Origin of the sequence: Pseudomonas sp. B21-032 (genome assembly GCF_024748965.1) — a bacterium.
Lineage (GTDB): Bacteria > Pseudomonadota > Gammaproteobacteria > Pseudomonadales > Pseudomonadaceae > Aquipseudomonas.
Window position 1 is genome coordinate 4,614,047 of the sequence record NZ_CP087180.1, and the last position, 26,439, is coordinate 4,640,485.

Sequence of the window (26,439 nt, forward strand, 5' to 3'; positions counted from 1 at the left end):
GTCAAAATTTCTCGCTATAAGGTGCGCCAATGGCCCTCTTGGCTTGGAGTGACTTATGAGCACCGATAAAGAAGACCTGGTTGTAGATGACGACCTCGTCACTGACGAGGCAGACGACGAGCCCGTTGTTGAAGTGGCAAAAACCAACCTGAGCAAACGCCGCACCATCGACAACCTGCTGGAAGAACGTCGCTTGCAAAAACAGCTGGCCGATTACGACTTCGACCTCTGAAGGATCGATACCGACAGATCACAAAAGCCTCCTTGATGGAGGCTTTGTTGTTTCTGGGCGTTTCAAACAAGCCCGTTGCGCTGGGCCAGTTCGATCAGGTCAACCAACGAGCGAGCATTGAGTTTGAGCAATAGTCGCGTCTTGTAGGTACTCACCGTCTTGTTGCTGAGGAACATGCCATCGGCAATCTCCTTGTTGGTTTTTCCGCGGGCCAGTTGCTGCAGCACCATCATCTCCCGGCCCGACAAACGCTCGACCATGTCCGCCTCACTGGCGCCGCCCAGGTTCGAGCGAACCGAATGCAGTGCCTGGTTGGGGAAGTAGCTATACCCGGAAAGCACTGCCTTGATAGCGCTAAGCAACTCGGTCAGGTCCTGCTGCTTGCAGACATAGCCTGCAGCCCCTGCCTGCATGCAGCGCATGGAAAAGTGCCCGGGCGCCTGCGAGGTCAGTACCAGCACCTTGATGCTGGCATTGTTGGCGGTCAGCCGGGCGATCACCTCAAGGCCGTCAAGTTTGGGGATGCCGATGTCCAGGATAACGATATCCGGACCATGCTCGCGTGCCAGCTGCAATGCGTCCACGCCGTTATCCGTCTCGGCAATGACTTCATAACCATGCCGCTCCATCAACATGCGTACAGCCAGGCGAATGACCGGATGATCATCCACGATCAGGACTTTATTCATGGGCAAAATCCAATTGTTCGCTGTTCTATTTTTTGAGCCAGCACAATAGCCTAGTTACACGACATATTGTATTGCGCCATTAACAAGCAAATGCACACAAGGACACAGCCTACAACCATTAAAGAATTATCCTACAAGCGGGAAATACCAATAATTCTTTAAGGAATCAACACCTCGCTGGTAATTGCAGACCGTGTAAAGGCCGTACAAAACTTTCTCTATCACGGTAGCACCAGAGAATAAAATAACCTATAAAACCTAGCCTTATTACCTGAAGGAAATATCCTATAGACCTGTTTGATAAAACCAATATTGCAATTTGTGTATAATCGTTACATATCAGCACTGGACACATTACCCAACCGAGAAACACAGCATGCTGCCTGGCATGGCGCAGCCCATGTAAACCTCGCAGCTACTGCGAACTTGCCCCGGTGGGCACATGGGAATCCTGGATGAGCAAAATCGAGCCGAAAAGCCCTTTGACGATCATTGCGATTTTCGCCGGCATCATCGAAGCCTCGGCGCTAGCCTCGCTGCCATTTCTGGGTGAAGACAGCCAGGGTATTTATACCTGGTTCCTGGTGGGCTTTCCGTTCTTCCTCACGGTATTGTTCTTCCTGACCCTTAACTTCAACTACAAATCGCTTTACTCACCTGAGTTGAACGAACCGACACCAGGCGTTATTCCAACACCTGACACTGCCGATGCAAAAACTACTCTTGAGTCTCCACCCCCCGCCCTTGTTACTTCCAGTTCGGTTGATACTCCAGCCGACTGCCCCATAGAAACTCCGGAAGCAATCGAAACAGCGAAAGTACCCGCCATTAATAGCGGATGCACTACCATCACGATTACCCTGCGCGGCCCCGCAGCGGCTGACTTGATAAGCTACTTCGCCTTGCACGCACTCAAATCCCCGCCCGCACCGGACAGCAAATGGATTTTGTGCAATCTCGAAAGCAGGAGGCAAACCGTGTTGCTGACGCGGCCGTTGAATGGTCCGGCACACTAATCTTCAGGCAAAAAAAACCCCGGCACAGGCCGGGGTTTTTCTGCACAACAAGCCTCAGACCAGCTTGCGGCCCTTGTTCGCAGCAATACGCATGCGCAGGGCATTGAGCTTGATGAAGCCCGCTGCGTCGGCCTGGTTGTAGGCGCCGCCATCTTCTTCAAAGGTGGCGATGTTGGCGTCGAACAGCGAATCGTCGGACTTGCGGCCGGTGACGATGACGTTGCCTTTGTACAGTTTCAGGCGCACGACACCGTTCACGTTGACCTGCGAAGCGTCGATCATCTGTTGCAGCATCAAACGCTCAGGGCTCCACCAGTAGCCGGTATAGATCAGGCTGGCGTACTTGACCATCAGCTCATCTTTGAGGTGAGCGACTTCGCGGTCCAGGGTGATCGACTCGATCGCCCGGTGGGCACGCAGCATGATGGTGCCGCCTGGAGTTTCGTAGCAGCCGCGGGACTTCATGCCGACGTAACGGTTTTCGACGATGTCCAGACGACCGATACCGTTCTCGCCGCCGATGCGGTTGAGGGTAGCCAGCACCGTGGCCGGCGACATTTCAACGCCGTCCAGAGCAACGATGTCGCCGTTGCGGTAGGTCAGTTCCAGGTAGGTCGGAACGTCCGGAGCGGTTTCTGGCGACTTGGTCCAGCGCCACATGTCTTCTTCGTGCTCGGTCCAGGTATCTTCCAGCACGCCGCCTTCATACGAGATGTGCAGCAGGTTGGCGTCCATCGAGTACGGCGACTTCTTCTTGCCGTGACGTTCGATCGGGATGCCGTGCTTCTCGGCGTAGTCCATCAGTTTTTCACGGGACAGCAGGTCCCATTCACGCCAGGGCGCGATGACCTTGACGCCTGGCTTGAGGGCGTAGGCACCCAGTTCGAAACGGACCTGGTCGTTGCCTTTGCCGGTGGCACCATGGGAAATGGCATCGGCGCCGGTTTCGTTGGCGATTTCGATCAGGCGCTTGGCGATCAGCGGACGAGCGATGGAAGTACCCAGCAGGTACTCGCCCTCGTAGACGGTGTTGGCGCGGAACATCGGGAACACGAAGTCGCGTACGAACTCTTCGCGCAGGTCATCGATGTAGATTTCCTTGACGCCCATGGCCTGGGCCTTGGCGCGGGCCGGTTCGACCTCTTCGCCTTGTCCAAGGTCAGCGGTGAAGGTCACCACTTCACAGTTGTAGGTATCCTGCAGCCACTTGAGAATCACCGAAGTATCAAGGCCGCCGGAATACGCCAGTACGACCTTTTTTACGTCCGCCATGCCATCACTCCACGGGGTTGTACGGAAAGCCGTCGATTCTACCGGCCTTGCGACAAAATTTACAGTGGGGCGACAGCTTGTGACGACAAAGCGACAGGAACTGTCGAGAGCGCGACGGACGGTCGCACCTCAGGACTTGGCGACGGGCTTCGCGGTACTGGCTGCGGCAGCAGGTGCGGCCGGTGGTTTGGCTGCAGGTTCAACGGGCTTTTCCAGCGGTTTTTCGACAGGCATAACCCGATCAAGCTGAATATTCACCCGTCGGTTGCGCGCGCGGTTGGCTGCGCTGTTGTTGCGCGCCAGCGGGTAACGCTCGCCATGGAAGCGCACGGTGATCTGCTCTTCGGGAATACCGTGGGCCTTGAGGTACTCCATCACCGCCAGTGCCCGGCGCCGCGACAGGTCGCGGTTGGTCAGGCGGTTGCCGCTGTTGTCGGAGTGGCCGTCGAGTTCGATATGGTTAACAGTGGGGTCGGCCTTGAGGAAGTCGAGGATCACGTCCAGACGTGCCCGGGCATCGGCATCCAGGTCAATGCCGCCGCCCGGAAAGCCGACCCGCGCCTGACGCACCTGGTCATAATTCATCGGCAAAAGTTTTGCCGCGCAGGCCTGATAGTCGCCGTAGGCCTTGCTGAACTTGACCGGCAACACCCGCACTTCCATGGTCCGCCCGGCTTCACCGGCGTAGTTGCGCACCACGGTGCTACGGCCATCGAGCAGGCCGTTGATCAAGCGGCTGGCCTGGCCCTGGGAACTGGTAAAAAGCACGCCGCTGCGGGCCATGCGCACCGCGCCCAGGTTGATATCGCCACGTCCGGGCTGCCACGGCGCGGCCGCCGCCAGCAGGGTGGCGGAACCGGCACCGAGGACGTTACTGCTTGAGCGCAGCTGGAAAGTTGGCTGCTCGCCGGCCCGGCGAACGAACTCGCCGCTGCCGAAATCGGCAATGGGTTGAACCAGCCGACATTCGAACTGATCGCCTTCGACCTTCCACTCGACGTTCTCCAGACGGGTCTGGAAAGTGAGTGCCATGGCGGGCATGCTGGCAAACACACTGAGCAGGGCTAGATAACGCTGGCGCACGGGCGGCTCCACAGATTTTCACGGTATACCTGCACGCTATCGGTCGGTCGCGGCAAAACTTGATAGCGAGTGCTCGTAACCGGCTTTTCCGGTAGCATTCACCTTGAGTTCGACCCGCCTGGAATCCCCAATGTCCGACCGCCTGACCCTCCTGCGTCCCGACGACTGGCACATCCATCTTCGTGATGGCGCTGTATTGCCGCATACCGTCGGTGACGTTGCGCGCACCTTTGCCCGCGCAATCATCATGCCCAACCTGGTGCCACCGGTGCGCAACGCCGCCCAAGCCGGTGCCTACCGTGAGCGCATCCTTGCCGCACGCTCTGCCGGCAGCCGTTTCGAGCCGCTGATGGTGCTGTACCTCACCGACCGCACCCAGCCCGAGGAAATCCGCGCGGCCAAGGCCACCGGTTTTGTCCATGCCGCCAAGATGTATCCCGCCGGCGCGACGACCAACTCCGATTCCGGCGTGACCAGTGTCGACAAGATCTTCCCAGTGCTCGAAGCCATGGCCGAGGTCGGCATGCCACTGCTGGTACACGGTGAAGTAACGCGCCCCGAGATCGACGTGTTCGACCGCGAGAAGCTGTTCATCGACGAGCACCTGCGCCGTGTGGTCGAGCGCTTCCCGACCCTCAAGGTGGTGTTCGAACACATCACCACCAGCGAAGCCGTGCAGTTCGTCAACGAGGCCCCGGCCAACGTCGGCGCGACCATCACTGCCCAGCACCTGCTGTACAACCGCAACCACATGCTGGTGGGCGGCATTCGTCCGCACTTCTATTGCCTGCCGATCCTCAAGCGCAACACCCACCAGGTGGCTTTGCTGGACGCCGCCACCAGCGGCAGCAGCAAGTTCTTCCTCGGTACCGACTCGGCGCCCCATGCCCAGCACGCCAAGGAAGCCGCCTGTGGCTGTGCCGGCTGCTACACCGCCTATGCCGCGATCGAGTTGTACGCCGAGGCATTCGAGCAGCGTAACGCGCTGGACAAGCTCGAAGGCTTCGCCAGCCTGCACGGCCCAAGCTTCTATGGCCTACCGGCCAACACCGATTCGATTACCCTGGTCCGCGACAGCTGGACCGCCCCAAGCAGCTTGCCGTTCGGCGAGCAGACCGTTATCCCGCTGCGCGCCGGTGAGCAACTGCGCTGGCGCCTGCTGGAGGAAACTGCGTGAGCGAAGATCAGTACGAAGACGACCAGGAAGGTCATGGCGGCGGTCCGCGCCACCCGATGGCTGAACGCTTTCGCGGTTACCTGCCGGTAGTGGTCGACGTCGAGACCGGCGGTTTCAACAGCGCCACCGACGCCCTGCTGGAAATCGCCGCAGTCACCATCGGCATGGACGAAAAGGGCTTCCTGTTCCCGGAACACACCTATTTCTTCCGCGTCGAGCCGTTCGAAGGCGCCAACATCGAGCAAGCGGCTCTGGAGTTCACCGGGATCAAGCTCGATCACCCGCTGCGCATGGCCGTCAGCGAAGAGTCGGCACTGACCGACATCTTCCGTGGCGTGCGCAAGGCGCTCAAGGCCAATGGCTGCAAACGGGCGATCCTGGTCGGCCACAACAGCAGCTTCGACCTGGGCTTCCTCAATGCCGCCGTGGCCCGCCACGACATGAAGCGCAACCCGTTTCATCCGTTCTCAAGCTTCGACACCGCTACCCTGGCCGGCCTTGCCTATGGCCAGACCGTGCTGGCGCGGGCCTGCCAGAGCGCCGACATCGACTTTGATGGCCGTGAGGCGCATTCGGCGCGTTACGACACCGAGAAGACTGCCGAGCTGTTCTGCGGCATCGTCAACCGCTGGAAAGAAATGGGCGGCTGGCAGGACTTCAACGACTGAAGCCGTGCACCGCGCATAAAAAAACCGGCCATCAAGGCCGGTTTTTTTTGCCTGGCAAATTACAGCTTGCCAGCGTTCTCGCTCAGGTAAGCAGCAACGCCTTCTGGCGAAGCGGTCATGCCCTTGTCGCCTTTTTTCCAGTTGGCAGGGCAGACTTCGCCGTGCTCTTCGTGGAATTGCAGGGCGTCGACCAGACGCAGCAGTTCGTCCATGTTACGGCCCAGTGGCAGGTCGTTGACGATCTGCGAGCGGACAACGCCCTTGTCGTCGATCAGGAACGCGCCACGGAAAGCTACGCCGCCTTCGGACTCTACGTCGTAGGCCTTGGCGATGTCGTGCTTCATGTCGGCAGCCATGATGTACTGGACCTGACCGATGCCGCCGGCATTGATCGGGGTGTTGCGCCAGGCGTTGTGGGTGAAGTGCGAGTCGATCGACACGGCGATCACTTCAACGTTACGCGCCTTGAATTCGGCCATGCGGTGGTCCAGGGCGATCAGCTCGGACGGGCAGACGAAGGTGAAGTCCAGCGGGTAGAAGAACACCAGGCCGTACTTGCCCTTGATGGCCGAAGCCAGGTTGAAGCTGTCGACGATTTCGCCGTTGCCCAGAACAGCTGGAACGGTGAAGTCCGGGGCATTTTTGCCAACGAGTACGCTCATGCGATATCTCCTGATGGGGTGGAATCATCTTGCACAGGCCAGCATGCACTGGCCCGGCAGCGAAATGGCCGACCATCATACACCGCCCGGCGCCGCTCGCCGAATTTCAGTCCGAACGCTCGACAATCTGCCGTCGGTCGCTCTAGTTCGCCTATTACAGAAAGAGTTTTGACAAGCATTCTCATTAACATTAAGCTTCTTCGCATTGAGCCTTAACCAGCGATGGTCAGCCCTATGTATGTGTGTCTTTGTGTTGGTGTGACCGACGGACAGATCCGCGATGCGATCTATGAAGGATGCTGCAGCTACAAGGAAGTCAGAAGCGCCACCAACGTGGCCAGCCAGTGTGGCAAATGTGCCTGCCTGGCCAAGCAGGTGGTGCGCGAAACCCTCACCGAGCTTCAGGTCAGCCAGGCTGCGCTGCCCTATCCTGTAGAATTTACTGCAGCATAATTCAACGAATTCCAAGAACCGGACCCAGTGTCCGGTTTTTTTATGCCTGTAATTCAAGTAGTTAGGGGTTTAACGCGGAACACAAACATTCTTATTCCGATTAATTTTCATTTATTATTCAATAACTTAGGTTTGACAGTGGAAGTTGCGGGGCTCAGACTTGCCTTTATAGACACACTTACAGGGCAGGACCCCATCATGAAAGGCGACGTTAGCGTCATCCAGCATCTCAACAAGATCCTCGGAAACGAGCTGGTCGCAATCAACCAATACTTCCTGCATGCGCGCATGTACGAAGACTGGGGTCTGGAGAAACTCGGCAAGCACGAGTACAAAGAATCCATCGAAGAGATGAAACACGCTGACAAACTGATCAAGCGTATTCTGTTCCTCGAAGGCATCCCCAACGTCCAGGACCTGGGCAAGTTGCTGATTGGTGAACACACCAAGGAAATGCTCGAGTGCGACCTGAAGATCGAGCAAAAAGGCCTGGTCGACCTCAAGGCCGCCATCGCCCACTGTGAGACCGTCGGCGACTTCGGCAGCCGTGAGCTGCTCGAAGACATCCTCGAAGCCGAGGAAGAGCACATCGACTGGCTGGAAACCCAGCTGAGCCTGATCGACAAGGTCTCCCTGGAGAACTACCTGCAGTCGCAGATGGGCGAGTAAGTTCGCTGCCCTGCCCTACAGGCACAAAAAAGCCCCGCACTGCGGGGCTTTTTTTGACCAAACCTGGGGTCAGGCCTTGGCCGCCTCAGCCTTGGCTGCAGCGTCCTTGATCAGGGTCTGCAGTTCGCCGTTGGCAAACATCTCAGCCATGATGTCGGAACCGCCAACCAGCTCGCCGGCAACCCACAGCTGTGGGAAGGTCGGCCAGTTGGCGTATTTTGGCAGGTTGGCGCGGATTTCCGGATTCTGCAGGATATCCACGTAAGCGAATTTCTCGCCGCAACCCATCACGGCTTGCGCCGCCTTGGCCGAAAAACCGCACTGCGGGGCATTCGGCGAGCCTTTCATGTAAAGCAGAATGGTGTTGTTGGCAATCTGCTCTTTGATTGTTTCGATGATATCCATGAAGCACCTCGCGGCTGAACTTTCCGACCTGGTTGTCGGCACGGTGACGCATTGTATCGGAAAGCCGAGCAGGACGCTCGGCCTTGCCGATATCAGGCCGCAACCACCTGCACTGGCACGCCATTAAGCGCCGCATTACCCGACACCGCATCGAGCTGGCGCTCATCGGTGAGGTCGTTGGCGCTGGCGCCGGGCTGGCCCTGGGCGATTTCCATGCGCACCCCGGCACGGGCATGGCCAAAGCCATGCGGCAGGCTGACCACCCCCGGCATCATGTCGCTGCTGGCCTGCACTTCGACCTCGATTTCGCCGACCCGCGAGCTGACGCGCACACGCTGGCCATCCTGCAACTGGCGACCGGCCAGGTCGTCCGGGTGCATCAACAACTGATGACGGGGTTTGCCTTTCACCAGGCGATTATAGTTGTGCATCCATGAATTATTGCTGCGCACATGGCGGCGCCCGATCAGCAGCAGTTGACCCGCCGCCAGCGGCGGCTGCCCGGCAAAGCGCTGCAGGTCGCCGAGGATCTCCTGGGGTGCGGCCTGAATCCGTTGGTTAGCCGTCTTCAGGCGTGCAGCAAGGTTGGGCTGCAGCGGGCCCAGGTCGATGCCATGGGGGTGCTGGTCGAGGGTCTCAAGCGACAGCTTGAACGCCGAGGCCTCGCCATAGCGGCCCTGGCGCAGGCCGATATCGATCATTTGTGCCGGCGGCAGGGTCGGTTTCAAAGGCTTGTCGCTAAGGGCGGCAAAGGCCTTGGCCAGGCCGACGAAGATTTCCCAGTCATGCAAGGCACCTTCGGGCTTGGGCAGGATGGCCCGATTGAAGCGGCTGACATTGCGCACCGCAAACAGGTTGAAGGTGGTGTCGTAGTGATCGTTCTCCAATGCCGAGGTGGACGGCAGGATCAGGTCGGCGTAACGGGTGGTCTCGTTGATGTACAGGTCGATGCTGAGCATGAACTCAAGACCGTCCAGGGCGCGTTCAAGCTGGCGGCCATTGGGCGTGGACAACACCGGGTTGCCCGCCACCGTCACCAGCGCGCGAACCTGCCCCTGGCCTTCAACCAGCATCTCTTCGGCCAGGGCCGCCACCGGCAATTCGCCGCCATACTCGGGCAGCCCCGAGACCCGGCTCTGCCAGGCATTGAAATGCCCGCCTGAAGTACTCGCCACCAGATCCACCGCAGGCTCGGTACACAACGCGCCACCGACACGGTCGAGGTTGCCGCTGACCAGGTTGAGCAACTGCACCAGCCAGTGGCACAAGGTGCCGAAGGCCTGGGTCGAGACGCCCATGCGCCCGTAGCAGACGGCCTTGTCGGCGCTGGCGAAATCCCGCGCCAACTGGCGTATCACCGTGGCGTCGACACCGCATAGGGCGCTCATGGCCTCGGCGGTGAACGGCGCAATGGCCGCTTGTACCCTGTCCAGGCCATCCACCGGCAAGGCCGAGCGGCGAGTCAGTCCTTCGCCAAACAGGGTGTTGAGCAGGCCACAGAGCAGCGCCGCGTCAGTGCCGGGGCGAATGAACACATGCTGGTCGGCCATCGCCGCAGTCTCGCTGCGGCGCGGGTCGACCACCACCAACTTGCCGCCACGGGCCTGGATCGCCTTAAGGCGTTTCTCGACGTCCGGCACGGTCATGATGCTGCCGTTGGAGGCCAGCGGGTTGCCGCCCAGGATCAGCATGAATTCGGTGTGGTCGATGTCAGGGATCGGCAACAACAACCCATGGCCGTACATCAGGTAGCTGGTCAGGTGGTGCGGCAGCTGGTCCACCGAGGTGGCGGAGAAACGATTGCGGGTCTTGAGCAGGCCGAGGAAGTAGTTGCTGTGGGTCATCAACCCGTAGTTGTGCACGCTGGGGTTGCCCTGGTAGACCGCCACGGCGTTCTGCCCATGGGCCTGCTGGATGGCCCAGAGCTTTTGCGCAGCCAGTGCAAAGGCCTCCTCCCAGCTGATGGCTTGCCAGCTGTCACCGACACGCTTGTGCGGCGCGCGCAGTCGGTCAGGGTCGTTCTGGATATCCTGCAGGGCCACCGCCTTGGGGCAGATGTGGCCGCGACTGAAGCTGTCTTCGGGGTCGCCCTTGATCGAGCTGATACGCCGTGGGGCGTCGGGCTCGTGGGTGATTTCCAGGGTCAAGCCGCAGATGGCTTCGCACAGATGACAGGCACGGTGATGCTGGGTCTTGTTCATGGCCACCTCTTGCTCGGGTGTCTGGGATCAACCGACTATGAGCCTGACCCGAGCTTGCGGCCAGTGAGGTTCGTCGCGTGAATCTTCGCCCATCAGGCAAGGCGATTCAGCGCAGGCCCGCTACCGGGTTTGCCAAGGCGCTGGCAGGCAGTGTAAAACCCTTGTGCAGCGTATAAAAAAAGCTTCAGCCCAATGGGTTACGACACTGCCTGAAACATCGGCGACGAAACCCCCTCTTGGTATGACGCGACATTTAATTATAGTATTGCGTCTTCCCCTAATTCGTCGCCCCGTGCGGCTTTCGCCGCAGGTCACTTCCGTTGTTAAAAAAAACCGGTATGGCTGATCTGCGGTCTGTTGCAAAAAGGTAGTCAAACATGAGCGCTAGGCACTTTCTCTCCCTGATGGATTTCACACCCGAAGAACTGCTCAGTGTGATCCGTCGAGGTATCGAGCTGAAGGACCTGCGTAACCGCGGCGTACTGTTCGAACCGCTGAAAAACCGCGTGCTGGGGATGATCTTCGAGAAGTCCTCGACCCGCACCCGCCTGTCGTTCGAAGCCGGCATGATCCAGCTCGGCGGCCAGGCCATCTTCCTCTCGCCACGGGACACCCAGCTGGGCCGCGGCGAGCCGATCGGCGATTGCGCCATCGTCATGTCGCGCATGCTCGATGCGGTGATGATCCGCACCTTTGCCCACAGCACCCTGACCGAATTCGCCGCCAATTCGCGCGTACCGGTGATCAACGGCCTGTCCGACGATCTGCACCCGTGCCAGTTGCTGGCCGACATGCAGACCTTCCTCGAGCACCGCGGCGCCATCCAGGGCAAGACCGTGGCCTGGATCGGCGACGGCAACAACATGTGCAACAGCTATATAGAAGCGGCCATCCAGTTCGACTTCCAGCTGCGCATCGCCTGCCCGGCCGAATTCGAGCCCAATCCGCAATTCCTGGCCCAGGCCGGTGACCGCGTGCAAATCTTCCGTGAACCCAAAGAAGCCCTGCAGGGCGCCCACCTGGTGAGCACCGATGTCTGGACTTCCATGGGTCAGGAAGAGGAAACTGCACGGCGCCTGGCCTTGTTCGCGCCTTACCAGGTAACCCGCGAACTGCTCGACCTGGCAGCACCCGATGCCCTGTTCATGCACTGCCTGCCCGCCCATCGCGGCGAGGAAATCAGCCTGGACCTGCTCGACGACCCCCGTTCGGTCGCCTGGGACCAGGCCGAAAACCGCTTGCATGCACAGAAGGCGCTTCTCGAATTTCTTGTTGAACCGGCCTATCACCACGCATGAGTCAACCTTTACTGCTTAACCTGCGCGAGCTCGCCTGTGGCTATGGCGAGCAGCGCATCGTCCAGAACCTCAACCTGCACCTGAACGCCGGCGACATCGGTTGTCTGCTGGGCTCCTCCGGCTGCGGCAAGACCACCACCCTGCGCGCCATCGCCGGTTTCGAGCCGGTGCACGAGGGCGAAATCCAGCTGGGCGGCGAAGTCATCTCCAAAGCCGGGTTCACCCTGGCACCGGAGAAACGCCGGATTGGCATGGTGTTCCAGGACTACGCGCTGTTCCCGCACCTGACTGTGGCCGAGAACATCGCCTTCGGCATCGGCAAGCACCCGCAGCAGCGCCAGGTGGTCGACGAGATGCTCGAGCTGGTCAAGCTCGGCGGCCTGGGCAAACGCTACCCGCACGAGCTTTCCGGTGGCCAGCAGCAACGTGTGGCCCTGGCCCGCGCGCTGGCGCCCGAGCCGCAACTGCTGCTGCTCGACGAGCCGTTCTCCAACCTCGATGTCGAGCTGCGCCGACGCCTGAGCCACGAGGTGCGCGACATCCTCAAAAGCCGCGGCACCAGCGCAATCCTGGTCACCCACGACCAGGAAGAAGCCTTTGCCGTCAGCGACCACGTCGGGGTGTTCAAGGAAGGTCGTCTGGAGCAGTGGGATACCCCCTACAACCTCTACCACGAACCACTGACACCGTTCGTGGCCAGCTTCATTGGCCAGGGCTATTTCATTCGTGGCCAGCTGACCAGCCCGGAGTCGGTACGCACCGAGCTCGGCGAGCTGCGCGGCAACCGCGCCTATACCCTGACGCCCGGCAGCGCCGTGGATGTGCTGCTGCGTCCGGACGACATCATTCATGCACCGGACAGCGAGCTCAAAGCGCTGATCGTCGGCAAGAGTTTCCTCGGCGCCTCGACCCTCTACCGCCTGCAACTGCCGACCGGCAGCCAGCTGGAAGCGATTTTCCCGAGCCACAATGACCATCAGGTCGGCAGCGAAGTGGGGATCGAAGTGGCGGCGGATCACCTGGTGGTGTTTGCCGTGCCTGGCAGTGTCGCAGCGCAGTTGCCGGTGCCGGAGAACGGCGTTCGGCGGTATAGCTCGGCGGTCTGATGCAGGGCCAATCGCGGGGCAAGCCCGCTCCTACAAAGGTCAATGTAGGCGCTGGCTTGCCCCGCGATGCTTTCAAAGCATCAAAGTCCCACTGGCCACCAGCCTGGCATACCCACCAATCTTCACCCGCTCCCCTTCCAGCCGGCAGAACAATTCGCCGCCGCGACTCGAACACTGGAACGCCCGCAGCTGACTCTTGCCCAGGCGCTGCGCCCAGTACGGGATCAGGCTGCAATGGGTAGAGCCGGTCACCGGATCTTCAGGAATGCCGATACCCGGCGCAAAGTAGCGCGAAACAAAATCGTGTTCGATACCCGGCGCGGTAACGATCACCCCCAGCCCCGGCAATTGCGCCAGTGCCGTCATGTCCGGGGTACAGGCACGCAACACCTGCTCGGATTCGACCCGAACCAGCAGCTCACTGGTTTTCCACACTTCCAGCACCGGGCAGCCCAGTGCTTCGGCCACCGCTACCGTTTCATTCAACGGCTGTGGCTCGACGCGAGGGAAATCCAGTTGCAGGCGCGGACCGTCACGGCTGACGCTCAGCGGACCGGACTTGCTCTGGAACAACAAGCGCTCACCCGGCTCTTTATAGACCTCCCACAGCACATGAGCGCTGGCCAGGGTTGCATGGCCACACAGCGGCACTTCGGTGCTCGGGGTAAACCAGCGGATCTGCCAGCCTTCGGCATGGGGGACGACGAACGCGGTCTCGGCCAGGTTGTGTTCGGCGGCAATCTGCTGCATCAGCTCATCGGCGAGCCAGCTGTCGAGGCGATAGACCATGGCCGGGTTGCCGGCGAAAGGACGGTCGCTGAAGGCATCGACCTGATGGAATTCAAGCGGCATGAGGTGAATCTCAGAGTGGCGGGCCGCAGAGCATGCCCGCCAGACAGCCTCGGCCGACAGAGACAGAATCAAGCGATTTTGAGCATACAGATGTCAGTCGCGGCCAATGGCGGCGAATTTACCCTGGGTATGCTCGGCCAGCACTGCCGCAGCTAGCTCGACTTCCAGGCCGCGGCGGCCAGCGCTGACGAAAATTGTTTCAAAGGTTTGAGCGGTTTCATCAATAAAAGTGCGCAGGCGCTTTTTCTGCCCCAAGGGGCTGATCCCGCCCAACAGGTAACCGGTCGAACGCTGCGCCGCCGCCGGATCGGCCATCTCGCACTTCTTCACCCCGGCCGCATGGGCCAGGCCTTTCAGATCCAGACTACCGACTACCGGCACTACCGCTACCAGCAACTCACCCTTTTCGCTGCAGGCGAGCAAGGTCTTGAACACCCGTGCAGGCTCTAGGTTGAGCTTTTCCGCCGCCTCCAGGCCGTAGGACGCAGCCTTGGGATCATGTTCGTAACTGTGGATGTGGTGTTCGGCGCGAACCTTTTTCAGCAGATCCAGGGCGGGGGTCATGCAGGACTCCAAGCAGAAGGGTGAATGCCATTTCGCCGGTTACTTTAGGGCAAAAGTCCAGGCGCAACCAACGCCCATCAGCGCCGCCAATAGTCAGATTGTGAACGGTGGTTCACTTTCGACCTTTGACATAAGCGTTTCTTGTCTATATTTTTTCGATTCTGAATATAGCTGTGCCCCGATAAGGTGCATTTCCTGCCGCCGCCCGACCGAAATGGGGATTTCTGTCGGGTTTTTGTCGAGCGCTCACTGCGCCTCACAACAACAAGAACCGAGGTAACGAATGACGACTGCTCTGCGACAACCAACACTTTCAAGCCAGTGCATGGCCGAATTTCTCGGCACCGCACTGCTGATCTTTTTCGGCACCGGCTGCGTTGCTGCGCTCAAGGTGGCGGGTGCCAGCTTCGGCCTGTGGGAAATCAGCATCATCTGGGGCGTCGGCGTGAGCATGGCGATTTACCTCACCGCCGGGGTGTCCGGCGCGCACCTGAACCCGGCCGTGAGCATCGCCCTGTGCCTGTTCGCCGGTTTCGAGAAGCACAAACTACCGTTCTACATCGTTGCCCAGATCGCCGGCGCCTTCTGTGGCGCGGCGTTGGTTTACACGCTGTACAGCAACCTGTTCTTCGATTTCGAACAGGCCCACGCAATGATCCGCGGCAGCCAGGCCAGCCTTGAGCTGGCCTCGGTGTTTTCCACCTACCCGCACCCGGCGCTGTCCACCGGCCAGGCCTTCCTGGTCGAAGTGATCATCACCGCCGTGTTGATGGCGGTGATCATGGCCCTGACCGACGACAACAACGGCTTGCCGCGTGGTGCCATGGCGCCCCTGCTGATCGGCCTGCTGATCGCCGTGATTGGCAGCGCCATGGGCCCGCTGACCGGCTTTGCGATGAACCCGGCGCGGGACTTCGGGCCCAAGCTGATGACTTTCCTCGCCGGCTGGGGCGAAGTCGCCTTTACTGGCGGTCGTGATATTCCCTATTTCCTGATTCCGATTTTTGCGCCGATCATAGGAGCGAGCCTTGGGGCCGCCCTGTACCGCGGTGTGATCGCCCGCAACCTGCCGGTTGCCGAGAGCGAAAACGCCCAGACCGACGCCAACCCTCAGGGCAAGACCCAGGCATCCTGATGCCTGCGGTGGCGAGCCAGGCTCGCCGCGCCCTGATCTCTACCCCATTTAGTGCAAGGCCAACGACATGACAGACACCCAGAACAAGAACTACATCATTGCCCTGGACCAGGGCACGACCAGTTCGCGGGCCATCATTTTCGACCGTGATGCCAACGTGGTTGGCACCTCGCAGCGCGAATTCGCACAGCATTACCCTCAAGCCGGCTGGGTCGAGCACGACCCGATGGAAATCTTCGCCACCCAGAGCGCGACCATGGTCGAAGCCCTGGCCCAGGCTGGCCTGAGCCATGACCAGGTAGCCGCCATCGGTATCACCAACCAGCGTGAAACCACCGTGGTCTGGGACAAGGAAACCGGCCGCCCGGTGTACAACGCCATCGTCTGGCAATGCCGGCGCAGCACCGAGATCTGCGAGCAACTCAAGCGTGACGGCCTGCAGGACTACATCCGCGAAACCACCGGCCTGGTCACCGACCCGTACTTCTCCGGCACCAAGCTCAAGTGGATTCTCGACAACGTTGAAGGCGCCCGCGAGCGCGCCGAGCGTGGCGACCTGCTGTTCGGCACCGTCGACAGCTGGCTGATCTGGAAATTCTCCGGCGGCAAAGTGCACGTCACCGACTACACCAACGCCTCGCGCACCATGCTCTTCAACATCCACACCCTGGAGTGGGACGAGAAGATGCTCCAGGTGCTGAACATCCCGCGGCAGATGCTGCCCGAGGTGCGCAGCTCTTCGGAAGTCTACGGCCGCACCAAGAGCGGTATCGCCATTGCCGGTATCGCTGGCGACCAGCAGGCCGCGCTGTTCGGCCAGATGTGCGTGGAGCCCGGCCAGGCCAAGAACACCTACGGCACCGGCTGTTTCCTGCTGATGAACACCGGCGACAAGGCCGTGACCTCCTCCCACGGCCTGCTCACCACCATCGCCTGCGGCCCGCGCGGCGAAGTGGCCTACGCCCTGGAAGGCGCGGTGTTCAACGGCGGCTCTACCGTTCAGTGGCTGCGTGACGAACTGAAGATCGTCAACGATGCCCACGACACCGAGTACTTCGCCAGCAAGGTCAAGGACAGCAACGGCGTATACCTGGTGCCGGCCTTCACCGGTCTCGGCGCTCCGTACTGGGACCCGTACGCCCGCGGCGCGCTGTTTGGCCTGACCCGCGGGGTCAAGGTCGATCACATCATCCGCGCAGCGCTGGAGTCGATCGCCTACCAGACCCGCGACGTGCTCGACGCCATGCAGCAGGATTGCGGCCAGCGCCTGAGCGAACTGCGGGTTGACGGCGGCGCTGTCGCCAACAATTTCCTCATGCAGTTCCAGGCCGACATCCTCGGCACTTGTGTCGAGCGCCCGCAAATGCGCGAAACCACCGCCCTCGGCGCCGCCTACCTGGCGGGCCTGGCCTGCGGTTTCTGGAGCGGCCTGGATGAACTGCGCGGCAAGGCCATCATCGAGCGCGAGTTCACTCCGCAACTGGACGAAGTGGCCAAAGAGAAGCTGTATGCCGGTTGGCTGAAGGCGGTGGATCGCACCCGCGACTGGGAACCGCACGAAGAGTAAGCAGTAGACGCAAGCTGTAAGCTACAAGCTGCAAGTGCGTAAGACGCGAATCATCTTGTGGCTTGCAGCTTGTAGCTTGAGCTGTTTTCATGGCGCAATTTGCCCGGCTGCCCCAAAGGACCGCCCATGAATCTGCCCCCTCGCCAACAACAAATCCTCGAGCTGGTCCGCGAACGCGGCTATGTCAGTATCGAAGAAATGGCGCAGCTGTTCGTCGTTACCCCGCAAACCATTCGCCGTGATATCAACCAGCTGGCGGAGGTCAACCTGCTGCGCCGCTACCACGGGGGCGCGGCCTACGATTCCAGCATCGAAAACACCGCCTATGCCATGCGCGCCGACCAGATGCGCGATGAAAAGCAGCGCATCGCCGAAGCGATTGCCGCGCAGATTCCCGACCACGCTTCGCTGTTCATCAATATCGGTACCACTACCGAATCCATCGCCCGCGCCCTGCTCAACCACAACCACCTGAAAATCATCACCAACAACCTGCACGTGGCGTCGATCCTCAGTGCCAAGGACGATTTCGAAGTGTTGCTGGCCGGCGGCAACGTGCGCCGTGACGGCGGCGTGGTCGGCCAGGCCAGTGTCGACTTCATCAACCAGTTCAAGGTCGATTTCGCCCTGGTCGGTATCAGCGGCATCGACGAAGACGGCAGCCTGCTGGACTTCGACTACCAGGAAGTGCGTGTCTCCCAGGCGATCATCGCCAATGCCCGCCAGGTGATCCTGGCCGCCGACTCGAGCAAGTTCGGCCGTAACGCCATGGTGCGCCTGGGCTCGATCAGCCTGATCGACTGCCTGGTGACCGACCAGGCGCCGGTCCCCGCCCTCAGCCAATTGCTCAACCAGTACAAGATCCGCCTCGAAGTGGTCTGAGCCGGCGCACGCTGCCACCGCAACGGTGGCAGCTCGAATGTTCGTTATTTTTCATTTATTTGTCATCTGATCAGTATTTTCTATGGGAAGTGACTGGCGAGCCGCATTCTGTTGCGCTAGTATTTTCGAAAGTGAACATTAATGTTCAGATTCGATGCCAGAAAGACCTTCAGGAGGCCACCCGTGTCCCAATCCAGCTTGCCATCGCCCGCCCTTGCCGAAATCTATGACCTCGCCGTAATCGGCGGCGGCATCAACGGTGTGGGGATTGCCGCCGATGCAGCCGGACGCGGTCTTTCGGTGTTCCTTTGCGAAAAGGACGACCTGGCCAGCCATACCTCCTCGGCCAGCAGCAAGCTGATCCACGGTGGCCTGCGCTACCTCGAACATTACGAGTTCCGCCTGGTGCGTGAGGCGCTGGCCGAGCGCGAAGTACTGCTGGCCAAGGCGCCGCACATCGTCAAACCGATGCGCTTCGTGCTGCCGCACCGCCCGCACCTGCGCCCGGCCTGGATGATCCGCGCCGGCCTGTTCCTCTACGACAACCTGGGCAAGCGCAAGCAGCTCGGTGCGTCGCGCAGCCTGCGTTTTGGCCCGGGCAACCCGCTCAAACCGGCGATTACCCGTGGCTTCGAATATGCCGACTGCGCCGTCGATGACGCCCGCCTGGTGGTGCTCAACGCCATGGCCGCCCGCGAAAAAGGCGCCGACATCCGTACCCGCACGCGCTGCATCAGCGCCCGCCGGGTCGATGGGGTGTGGAACGTGCAACTGGAAAACGCCGATGGCAGCCAGCAGTCGATCAAGGCCCGCGCCCTGGTCAATGCCGCGGGCCCGTGGGTGGCCAAGTTTATCCAGGACGACCTCAAGCTCGATGCACCGTACGGCATCCGCCTGATTCAGGGCAGCCACCTGATCGTGCCAAAACTGTACGACGGCGAACATGCCTACATTCTGCAGAACGAAGACCAGCGCATCGTCTTCGCCATTCCGTATCTGGAACGCTTCACCCTGATCGGCACCACCGACCGCGAGTACACCGGCGACCCGGCCAAGGTAGCTATCACCGAGGGCGAGACCGATTACCTGCTGAAAGTGGTCAACGAGCACTTCAACCACCAGCTCAGCCGCGCCGATATCCTCCACACTTATGCCGGTGTTCGCCCACTGTGCAACGACGAATCCGACAACCCGTCGGCCGTTACCCGCGACTACACCCTGGCGCTGTCGGCCAGCACCGGCGAAGCACCGCTGCTGTCGGTGTTCGGCGGCAAGCTGACCACCTACCGTAAACTGGCCGAGTCGGCCATGAGCGAACTGGCGCCGTTCTTCACCCAGATGCGCGGCAGCTGGACCGCCACCGCTCCCCTGCCGGGCGGTGAAGACATGAGCACCCCGCAGGCGCTGGTGGATGCCATCCTGGCCCGCTGTGGCTGGTTGCCGGTGGAGATTGCCAAGCGCTGGGCACGCACCTACGGTAGCCGCGTCTGGCGCCTGCTCGAAGGCGTACAGGGCCCGCAAGACCTGGGTGAGGCGATTGGCGGCGGCTTGTTCACCCGCGAGGTGGATTACCTGTGCAGCGAGGAATGGGCGGTGAATGCCGACGACATCCTCTGGCGCCGGAGCAAGCTGGGGCTGTTCACCACCGCCGCCGAACAACAGGCGTTGCAGGATTACCTGCAGCGCCTGGAACTGAACCGCGCGCGGGTTCAGGCGGCCTGATCGCTGAACATCATCGCGGGGCAAAGCCTCGCGATGAACTCACCCATTCGGATTTCCGAACACTAAACACCCTCCCATTCGGCCATCCGGACGAATCCTACCTTCCGCAAACCGTCAAAAAAGATTAATCCCCCGATTTTTCATGGCGTTATGATCGAAATCAGGGCTTGGCACGAGTCATGCTCTACACTCAGTACCCGAATGCGCAAAACGCTTCACTGCAGTGTTCGCTGAACGAAAGAGCCGGCCAACGGCTCCATAAAAAAAACAACGTCGAGGAAATTTTGATGCGTATCGTTCCCCATCTGTTGGGCGCCGCTGTTGCGGCCGCTTTGATCAGCGCGCCAGCCTTCGCTGCCGAACTGACCGGCACCCTGAAAAAGATCAACGAGTCGGGCACCATTACCCTGGGGCACCGCGACGCTTCCATTCCGTTCTCCTACATCGCCGACGCTTCGGGCAAACCCGTCGGTTATTCCCATGACATCCAGCTGGCAATCGTCGAGGCCCTGAAAAAGGACCTGAACAAGCCGGACCTGAAGGTCAAATACAACCTCGTCACCTCCCAGACCCGTATCCCGCTGGTCCAGAACGGCACCGTTGACGTCGAGTGCGGCTCGACCACCAACAACGTCGAGCGCCAGCAGCAGGTCGACTTCTCGGTCGGTATCTTCGAGGTGGGCACCCGCCTGCTGACCAAAGCAGAAGACGGCAAGCCGGAAAACGCCAAGTACAAAGACTTCGCGGACCTGGCCGGCAAGAACGTGGTTACCACCGCCGGTACCACTTCCGAGCGCATCCTCAAGGCCATGAACGCCGACAAGCAGATGAAGATGAACGTCATCTCGGCCAAAGATCATGGCGAGTCGTTCCAGATGCTTGAATCCGGCCGTGCCGTGGCTTTCATGATGGACGACGCACTGCTCGCCGGTGAAATGGCCAAGGCCAAGAACCCGAAGGGCTGGGCAATTGTCGGCACCCCGCAGTCCTATGAAATCTACGGCTGCATGGTCCGCAAGGACGATCCTGCGTTCAAGAAAGCCGTCGACGATGCCATCGTTGCCCTCTACAAGTCGGGCGAGATCAACAAGATCTACGACAAGTGGTTCAACCAGCCAGTGCCACCTAAAGGCCTGAACCTGCAGTTCAAGATGAGCGACGAACTCAAGAAGCTGATCGCCGAACCAACCGACAAAGCTGCAGACGAAAAGAAGTCCTGATCCCCAGCTAGTTAGTGTCTAACCTTTCATCCGAGGGTGCCTCGCGCACCCCCGGATGCTCGAAGGTGCCCGTGAAAAACTGATCTGAGGGGAGATCCCGATGAATTACAACTGGGACTGGGGAGTATTCTTCAAGTCCACTGGCGTGGGCAGCGAAACCTATCTGGACTGGTACATCACCGGCCTGGGCTGGACCATCGCCATTGCCATCGCCGCCTGGATCATTGCCTTGCTGCTGGGTTCGATACTCGGCGTCATGCGTACCGTGCCAAACCGTCTGGTGTCGGGCATTGCCACCGCCTACGTGGAACTCTTTCGTAACGTACCGCTGCTGGTGCAGCTGTTCATCTGGTACTTCCTGGTGCCCGACCTGCTGCCAGAGAACCTGCAGGAGTGGTACAAGCAGGACCTCAACCCGACCACCTCGGCGTTGATCAGCGTGATCGTCTGCCTGGGCCTGTTCACTGCCGCGCGTGTTTGCGAGCAGGTGCGTACCGGCATTCAGGCGCTGCCCCGCGGCCAGGAAGCCGCCGCCCGCGCCATGGGCTTCAGCCTGCCGCAGGTGTACTGGAACGTGCTGCTGCCGCAAGCCTACCGGATCATCATTCCGCCGCTGACCTCGGAATTTCTGAACGTGTTCAAGAACTCCTCGGTGGCCTCGCTGATCGGCCTGATGGAGCTGCTGGCGCAAACCAAACAGACCGCCGAGTTCTCGGCCAACCTGTTTGAAGCCTTCACCCTGGCGACCCTGATCTACTTCACCCTGAACATGGGCCTGATGTTGCTGATGCGCCTGGTCGAGAAGAAAGTCGCCGTGCCCGGCCTGATCTCCGTGGGGGGTAAATAATGGACTTCAGTGGAATCATTCCTGCCCTGCCGGGCCTGTGGAACGGCATGCTCATGACCCTGCAGCTGATGGTCATGGGCGTTGTCGGCGGTATCGTGCTGGGCACCATCCTGGCCCTGATGCGCCTGTCGTCGAACAAGCTGCTGTCGAACGTGGCCGGCGCCTACGTCAACTACTTTCGCTCCATCCCGCTGCTGCTGGTGATCACCTGGTTCTACCTGGCGGTACCGTTCGTGCTGCGCTGGATCACTGGCGAAGACACCCCGATCGGGGCGTTCACCTCCTGCGTCGTGGCGTTCATGATGTTCGAGGCGGCGTATTTCTGTGAAATCGTCCGCGCCGGTGTGCAGTCGATCGCCAAAGGCCAGATGGGCGCCGCCCAGGCCCTGGGCATGACCTACGGCCAGACCATGCGCTTGATCATCCTGCCCCAGGCGTTTCGCAAGATGACCCCGCTGCTGCTGCAGCAGAGCATCATCCTGTTCCAGGACACCTCGCTGGTCTATACCGTCGGCCTGGTCGACTTCCTCAACTCGGCACGGGCCAGTGGCGACATCATCGGGCGCTCCAACGAGTTCCTGGTGTTTGCCGGCGCCGTGTACTTCGTCATCAGCTTCTCCGCTTCCTTCCTGGTCAAGCGTCTGCAGAAAAGGATAACCGTATGATCTCCATCAAGAACGTCAACAAGTGGTACGGGGACTTCCAGGTTCTGACCGACTGCAACACCGAGGTCAAGAAAGGCGAGGTGGTTGTCGTCTGCGGTCCGTCGGGCTCGGGCAAATCGACCCTGATCAAGTGCGTCAACGCCTTGGAACCCTTCCAGAAGGGTGACATCGTGGTCGACGGCACCTCGATCGCCGACCCCAAGACCAACCTGCCCAAGCTGCGTTCGCGGGTCGGCATGGTGTTCCAGCACTTCGAGCTGTTCCCGCACCTGACCATCACCGAAAACCTGACCATCGCGCAGATCAAGGTGCTCGGCCGCAGCAAGGAAGAAGCCACCAAGAAGGGCCTGCAACTGCTTGAGCGGGTCGGCCTCTCGGCGCATGCCCACAAGCACCCGGGCCAGCTCTCCGGTGGTCAGCAACAGCGTGTGGCGATTGCCCGCGCCCTGGCCATGGACCCGATCGTCATGCTGTTCGACGAACCGACCTCGGCACTGGACCCGGAAATGGTCAGCGAAGTACTCGACGTCATGGTCCAGCTGGCCAACGAAGGCATGACCATGATGTGCGTGACCCATGAAATGGGCTTTGCCCGCAAGGTCGCCAACCGGGTGATCTTCATGGACAAGGGCAACATCATCGAAGACTGCACCAAGGAAGAGTTCTTTGGTGACCAGAGCGTGCGCGATGAGCGTACCCAGCACTTCCTCAGCAAGATCCTGCAACACTGAGGTGATCATCACGCTCTGTCCGGTGTACGCCGGCAGAGCGTGCTGGCCGTACCAAGGCTACTGTGATGAAATGCGACCCTACGCTCTTTCGCCCTGCCAAGCCTGCCCTTGCCGTGAAACCCCGTCTGATTCGCCAGCTGCTGTTACCGCCACTGATCATCCTGCTGATGATCGGCCTGGGCGTGGCCGGCTTCATGATCAGCGAACACAACGGCATCCGCACCTTGAGCGAAAACGGCGAGCGACAGCTCGAGCTGCACGCGCGCGCGGTCGAGAGCGAGATCAGCAAGTACACCTACCTGCCAAGCCTGCTGGAGCTTGAAAACAGCGTTTCCAGCCTGCTCACCGAAGCCGATGGCGAACACCGCCAGGCGGTCAACGAATACCTTGAAGGCCTGAACCGCCGCAGTCGCAGCCGGGCGATCTTCGTCCTCGACACCAGCGGCCGGGTCCAGGCCACCAGCAACTGGCGCGATGTCGATAGCTTCCTCGGCGAAGACCTGTCGTTCCGCGCCTATTTCCAGGACGCCGTGCGCGGCCAGCCGGGGCGCTTTTATGGCATCGGCAGCACCACCGGGGAGCCGGGTTATTTCCTCGCCCACGGCCTGGAAGAACACGGCAAGATCATCGGCGTGGCGGTGATCAAGGTGCGCCTTGAGGCCATGGAAGAGCGCTGGCAACGGGCTCGCCTGGAGGCGTTCGTCAGCGACGAGAACGGCATCATCATCCTTTCCAGCGACCCGGCACGGCGGCTCAAGTCGGTGCGCCCGCTGACCCCGGAAATCAAGGAACGCCTGGCGCGCAGCCTGCAGTACTACTGGTGGCCGCTGAATGAACTGGAGCCGCTGTCGCGGGAGAAAATCGCCGACGGCGTCGAGAAGCTGAGCTTCCCGGCCAATGCCGAACTCGGCGATGGCCGCCGCGAAGTGGCGTACCTGGCGCAAACCCGGCGCCTGAGCGACACCCCCTGGCACTTCACCCTGCTCACGCCGCTGCAGGATCTGCGCCGCGAATCCATGGTCCAGGGCATCCTGGTCGGCGTCGCCTTTGCCCTGCTGGCGATCCTGCTGATTGCCTGGAACGAACGGCGCAAGGTGATCGCCACGCGCCTGGCCGCCCGTGAAGCGCTGGAAGAAGCCAACAGCCAGCTGGAGCGCAAGATCGCCGAACGCACCGCCGACCTGCGCGCCAGCAATGAACGCCTCAAGGGCCAGATCCGCGAACGCCGGCATGCCGAGCAGACCCTGCGCCACGCCCAGGACGAGTTGGTCCAGGCCGGCAAGCTGGCCGCCATCGGCCAGATGTCGACCAGCATCGCCCACGAACTGAACCAGCCGCTGGCGGCCCTGCGCACTTTGTCGGGCAACAGCGTGCGCTTCCTCGAACGCGGCGCGCTGGAAACCGTCAGCACCAACCTGCGCACCATGAACGACCTGATCGACCGCATGGGCCGCATCACCGCCAGCCTGCGCTCCTTCGCCCGCCGTGGCGAAGACAGCGGCAAGGCCTCGCTAGGCAAGGCCGTCGAGGCCAGCCTGCAAGTGCTGGGCAACCGCATCGCCGGCTGTCACCTGCAGTTGCACAGCAACTACGAAGACCAGAAGCTGGCCATTGACCAGACCCGCCTGGAGCAGATTCTGGTCAACCTGATCGGCAACGCCCTCGATGCCATGGCCGCGCAACCGATGCCGCAGCTGTGGCTGGAAGGCGAGCTGCAGGGCGACAAGTACCGCCTGCGCGTACGCGACAACGGTCACGGTATCGATGACGAAGCACGCAAGCACCTGTTCGAACCGTTTTTCACCACCAAACCGGGAGAGCACGGCCTGGGCCTGGGCCTGACCCTGTCTGCCAGCCTCGCCGCCGCCGCCAAGGGCAGCCTCAGCGTCGAACACCCCGCCAGCGGCGGTACTGCGTTCGTGCTCAGCCTGCCGCTGGTCAATGCCCCCACAGAATCAGCCGAGTCCCTATGAACCAAGCGCCCCTAACTGTCCTGATCGTCGAAGACGACCCGCATGTGCTGCTCGGCTGCCAGCAGGCGCTGGCCCTGGAGGACATTGCCTGCGAAGGCGTCGGCAGCGCCGAAGAGGCCCTGCAGCGCATCGGCGATGACTTTGCCGGCATCGTTGTCAGCGACATCCGCCTGCCCGGCATCGATGGCCTGGAACTGCTCAGCCGCCTCAAGGCCCGCGACCGCAGCCTGCCGGTGGTGCTGATCACCGGTCACGGCGATATCGACATGGCGGTCGGCGCCATGCGCAACGGCGCCTACGACTTCATGGAAAAACCCTTCGCCCCGGAGCGCCTGGTCGAAGTGGTGCGCCGTGCCCTGGAGCAGCGCGGGCTGTCCCGCGAAGTGTTTGCCCTGCGCCGGCAACTGGCCGGGCAGAGTACCCTTGAAGGGCGAATCATCGGCCGCTCGCCGGCCATGCAGAACCTGCGTGAACTGATCGCCAACGTCGCCGATACCTCGGCCAACGTGTTGATCGAGGGCGAGACCGGCACCGGCAAGGAACTGGTCGCCCGTTGCCTGCATGATTTCAGCCGCCGCCAGGGCGCGCCGTTCGTGGCCCTGAACTGCGGCGGCCTGCCGGAGAACCTGTTCGAAAGCGAGATTTTCGGCCACGAAGCCAACGCCTTTACCGGCGCCGGCAAGCGCCGGATCGGCAAGATCGAGCACGCCAACGGTGGCACGCTGTTCCTCGACGAAGTCGAAAGCATGCCGCTGAACCTGCAGATCAAGCTGCTGCGCGTGCTGCAAGAGCGCACCCTGGAACGCCTGGGCTCGAACCAGAGCATCGCCGTCGATTGCCGGGTGATCGCCGCGACCAAGTCCGACCTCGACGCCCTGGGCCAGAGCGGGCAGTTTCGCAGCGACCTGTATTACCGCCTGAACGTGGTGACCCTGGAACTGCCGCCGCTGCGCGAACGCCGCGAAGACATCCTGCAGTTGTTCGAACACTTCCTGCAGCAGTCGTCATTGCGCTTCGACCGGGAAGTCCCGCAACTGGACAGCCAGACCCTGTCGCGGCTGATGGCCCACGACTGGCCAGGCAACGTGCGCGAACTGCGCAACGTCGCCGAGCGCTATGCCCTGGGTTTGCCGGCATTCAAAAAGGCCGGTGCCAGCGCCAACCAGGGCCTGGGCTTTGCCGAAGCGGTCGAGGCCTTCGAGCGCAACCTGCTCGGCGATGCCCTGCAACGTACCGGCGGCAACCTCAGCCAGGCCAGCCAGGAGCTGGGCATGGCCAAGACCACGCTGTTCGACAAAGTGAAAAAGTATGGCCTGGGCTGACCGGCCGCAGAAACGGAACAAAACGTGG

26 protein-coding genes are annotated in these 26,439 nt (G+C 61.0%); 18 read left to right on the forward strand and 8 right to left on the reverse strand.

Annotated features, from left to right (window positions below; all coding sequences use genetic code 11):
• Positions 1-55 precede the first annotated feature (55 nt).
• A complete protein-coding gene (locus tag LOY54_RS21290) occupies positions 56-232 on the forward strand; it encodes a PA3496 family putative envelope integrity protein (protein WP_258607824.1) in 177 nt (58 codons plus the stop codon).
• 62 nt (positions 233-294) lie between these two features.
• Here LOY54_RS21290 and LOY54_RS21295 read toward each other — a convergent pair whose 3' ends face one another.
• Complete coding sequence (locus LOY54_RS21295) at positions 295-921, reverse strand: response regulator transcription factor (RefSeq protein ID WP_045197743.1); 627 nt, start codon at positions 919-921, stop codon at positions 295-297.
• 455 nt (positions 922-1,376) lie between these two features.
• On the opposite strand from LOY54_RS21295, the gene LOY54_RS21300 reads away from it, so the two are divergent.
• A complete protein-coding gene (locus LOY54_RS21300) occupies positions 1,377-1,937 on the forward strand; it encodes a hypothetical protein (protein ID WP_258607826.1) in 561 nt (186 codons plus the stop codon).
• Between the two features lie 54 nt (positions 1,938-1,991).
• On the opposite strand, the gene LOY54_RS21305 is transcribed toward LOY54_RS21300, so the two are convergent.
• Together LOY54_RS21305 and LOY54_RS21310 are read right to left on the reverse strand one after the other, a co-directional pair.
• Positions 1,992-3,209, reverse strand: a complete 1,218-nt coding sequence (locus LOY54_RS21305) for an argininosuccinate synthase (protein ID WP_038999115.1) — start codon at positions 3,207-3,209, stop codon at positions 1,992-1,994.
• Positions 3,210-3,338: 129 nt separating this feature from the next.
• On the reverse strand, positions 3,339-4,292 hold the full coding sequence (locus LOY54_RS21310) for an OmpA family protein (protein ID WP_258607828.1): 954 nt from the start codon (positions 4,290-4,292) through the stop codon (positions 3,339-3,341).
• A gap of 130 nt (positions 4,293-4,422) precedes the next feature.
• Here LOY54_RS21310 and pyrC point away from each other — a divergent pair, with 130 nt between their 5' ends.
• Complete coding sequence (gene pyrC / locus LOY54_RS21315; RefSeq protein WP_258607830.1) at positions 4,423-5,469, forward strand: dihydroorotase; 1,047 nt, start codon at positions 4,423-4,425, stop codon at positions 5,467-5,469.
• A 56-nt stretch (positions 5,470-5,525) separates the two neighbouring features.
• Positions 5,526-6,137: a ribonuclease T gene (gene rnt / locus LOY54_RS21320; protein WP_267954172.1), complete on the forward strand. Its 612-nt coding sequence runs from the start codon at positions 5,526-5,528 to the stop codon at positions 6,135-6,137.
• A gap of 59 nt (positions 6,138-6,196) precedes the next feature.
• Here the strand turns inward: rnt and LOY54_RS21325 are convergent, their stop codons facing one another.
• The gene (locus tag LOY54_RS21325; protein WP_010221038.1) at positions 6,197-6,799 is read right to left on the reverse strand and encodes a peroxiredoxin; all 603 of its coding nucleotides are present in this window, start codon (positions 6,797-6,799) and stop codon (positions 6,197-6,199) included.
• 234 nt (positions 6,800-7,033) lie between these two features.
• Between LOY54_RS21325 and LOY54_RS21330 the strand changes: the two genes are divergently transcribed.
• Together LOY54_RS21330 and bfr are read left to right on the forward strand one after the other, a co-directional pair.
• The gene (locus LOY54_RS21330; protein ID WP_010221037.1) at positions 7,034-7,252 is read left to right on the forward strand and encodes a bacterioferritin-associated ferredoxin; all 219 of its coding nucleotides are present in this window, start codon (positions 7,034-7,036) and stop codon (positions 7,250-7,252) included.
• A 198-nt stretch (positions 7,253-7,450) separates the two neighbouring features.
• Positions 7,451-7,921 carry a bacterioferritin gene (gene bfr / locus LOY54_RS21335; protein WP_045197734.1) on the forward strand — a complete coding sequence of 157 codons (471 nt, stop codon included), beginning with the start codon at positions 7,451-7,453 and terminating at the stop codon, positions 7,919-7,921.
• 69 nt (positions 7,922-7,990) lie between these two features.
• On the opposite strand, the gene grxD is transcribed toward bfr, so the two are convergent.
• A complete protein-coding gene (gene grxD / locus LOY54_RS21340) occupies positions 7,991-8,326 on the reverse strand; it encodes a Grx4 family monothiol glutaredoxin (RefSeq protein ID WP_045197731.1) in 336 nt (111 codons plus the stop codon).
• A gap of 92 nt (positions 8,327-8,418) precedes the next feature.
• Positions 8,419-10,527, reverse strand: coding sequence for a molybdopterin oxidoreductase family protein (locus LOY54_RS21345; RefSeq protein WP_258607831.1), 2,109 nt, complete (start codon positions 10,525-10,527; stop codon positions 8,419-8,421).
• A 377-nt stretch (positions 10,528-10,904) separates the two neighbouring features.
• Here LOY54_RS21345 and argF point away from each other — a divergent pair, with 377 nt between their 5' ends.
• Both argF and LOY54_RS21355 read left to right on the forward strand, forming a co-directional pair.
• Positions 10,905-11,825 carry an ornithine carbamoyltransferase gene (argF, locus tag LOY54_RS21350; RefSeq protein WP_045197728.1) on the forward strand — a complete coding sequence of 307 codons (921 nt, stop codon included), beginning with the start codon at positions 10,905-10,907 and terminating at the stop codon, positions 11,823-11,825.
• Positions 11,822-12,931 (forward strand): ABC transporter ATP-binding protein, encoded by a 1,110-nt coding sequence (locus LOY54_RS21355; protein ID WP_045197726.1) that lies wholly within the window; start codon positions 11,822-11,824, stop codon positions 12,929-12,931. Before argF ends, LOY54_RS21355 begins: the two co-directional genes overlap by 4 nt.
• Before the next feature lie 72 nt (positions 12,932-13,003).
• On the opposite strand, the gene LOY54_RS21360 is transcribed toward LOY54_RS21355, so the two are convergent.
• The gene (locus tag LOY54_RS21360; RefSeq protein ID WP_258607833.1) at positions 13,004-13,783 is read right to left on the reverse strand and encodes a PhzF family phenazine biosynthesis protein; all 780 of its coding nucleotides are present in this window, start codon (positions 13,781-13,783) and stop codon (positions 13,004-13,006) included.
• Between the two features lie 93 nt (positions 13,784-13,876).
• On the reverse strand, positions 13,877-14,347 hold the full coding sequence (ybaK, locus tag LOY54_RS21365; protein ID WP_093380125.1) for a Cys-tRNA(Pro) deacylase: 471 nt from the start codon (positions 14,345-14,347) through the stop codon (positions 13,877-13,879).
• A 283-nt stretch (positions 14,348-14,630) separates the two neighbouring features.
• Here ybaK and LOY54_RS21370 point away from each other — a divergent pair, with 283 nt between their 5' ends.
• The 10 genes from LOY54_RS21370 to LOY54_RS21415 all read left to right on the forward strand — a co-directional run bounded on the left by LOY54_RS21370 (position 14,631) and on the right by LOY54_RS21415 (position 26,411).
• On the forward strand, positions 14,631-15,482 hold the full coding sequence (locus LOY54_RS21370) for an MIP/aquaporin family protein (protein WP_258607835.1): 852 nt from the start codon (positions 14,631-14,633) through the stop codon (positions 15,480-15,482).
• A gap of 67 nt (positions 15,483-15,549) precedes the next feature.
• Entirely contained in the window at positions 15,550-17,049 is a 1,500-nt protein-coding gene (gene glpK, locus LOY54_RS21375) for a glycerol kinase GlpK (protein WP_258607837.1), read from the forward strand.
• 126 nt (positions 17,050-17,175) lie between these two features.
• Positions 17,176-17,931, forward strand: a complete 756-nt coding sequence (locus tag LOY54_RS21380) for a DeoR/GlpR family transcriptional regulator (RefSeq protein ID WP_045197716.1) — start codon at positions 17,176-17,178, stop codon at positions 17,929-17,931.
• Between the two features lie 183 nt (positions 17,932-18,114).
• Complete coding sequence (gene glpD, locus LOY54_RS21385) at positions 18,115-19,653, forward strand: glycerol-3-phosphate dehydrogenase (protein ID WP_258607839.1); 1,539 nt, start codon at positions 18,115-18,117, stop codon at positions 19,651-19,653.
• A 287-nt stretch (positions 19,654-19,940) separates the two neighbouring features.
• Entirely contained in the window at positions 19,941-20,873 is a 933-nt protein-coding gene (locus LOY54_RS21390; protein WP_258607840.1) for a glutamate/aspartate ABC transporter substrate-binding protein, read from the forward strand.
• 100 nt (positions 20,874-20,973) lie between these two features.
• Complete coding sequence (locus tag LOY54_RS21395) at positions 20,974-21,720, forward strand: amino acid ABC transporter permease (protein ID WP_045197710.1); 747 nt, start codon at positions 20,974-20,976, stop codon at positions 21,718-21,720.
• On the forward strand, positions 21,717-22,385 hold the full coding sequence (locus LOY54_RS21400) for an amino acid ABC transporter permease (RefSeq protein WP_176794325.1): 669 nt from the start codon (positions 21,717-21,719) through the stop codon (positions 22,383-22,385). Before LOY54_RS21395 ends, LOY54_RS21400 begins: the two co-directional genes overlap by 4 nt.
• Positions 22,382-23,116 carry an amino acid ABC transporter ATP-binding protein gene (locus LOY54_RS21405; RefSeq protein WP_045197706.1) on the forward strand — a complete coding sequence of 245 codons (735 nt, stop codon included), beginning with the start codon at positions 22,382-22,384 and terminating at the stop codon, positions 23,114-23,116. The genes LOY54_RS21400 and LOY54_RS21405 overlap by 4 nt, the downstream gene beginning before the upstream one ends.
• 65 nt (positions 23,117-23,181) lie before the next feature.
• The gene (locus LOY54_RS21410; protein WP_258607842.1) at positions 23,182-25,089 is read left to right on the forward strand and encodes an ATP-binding protein; all 1,908 of its coding nucleotides are present in this window, start codon (positions 23,182-23,184) and stop codon (positions 25,087-25,089) included.
• Positions 25,086-26,411 (forward strand): sigma-54 dependent transcriptional regulator, encoded by a 1,326-nt coding sequence (locus LOY54_RS21415; protein WP_093380107.1) that lies wholly within the window; start codon positions 25,086-25,088, stop codon positions 26,409-26,411. The genes LOY54_RS21410 and LOY54_RS21415 overlap by 4 nt, the downstream gene beginning before the upstream one ends.
• The last annotated feature ends 28 nt before the right edge of the window (positions 26,412-26,439 follow it).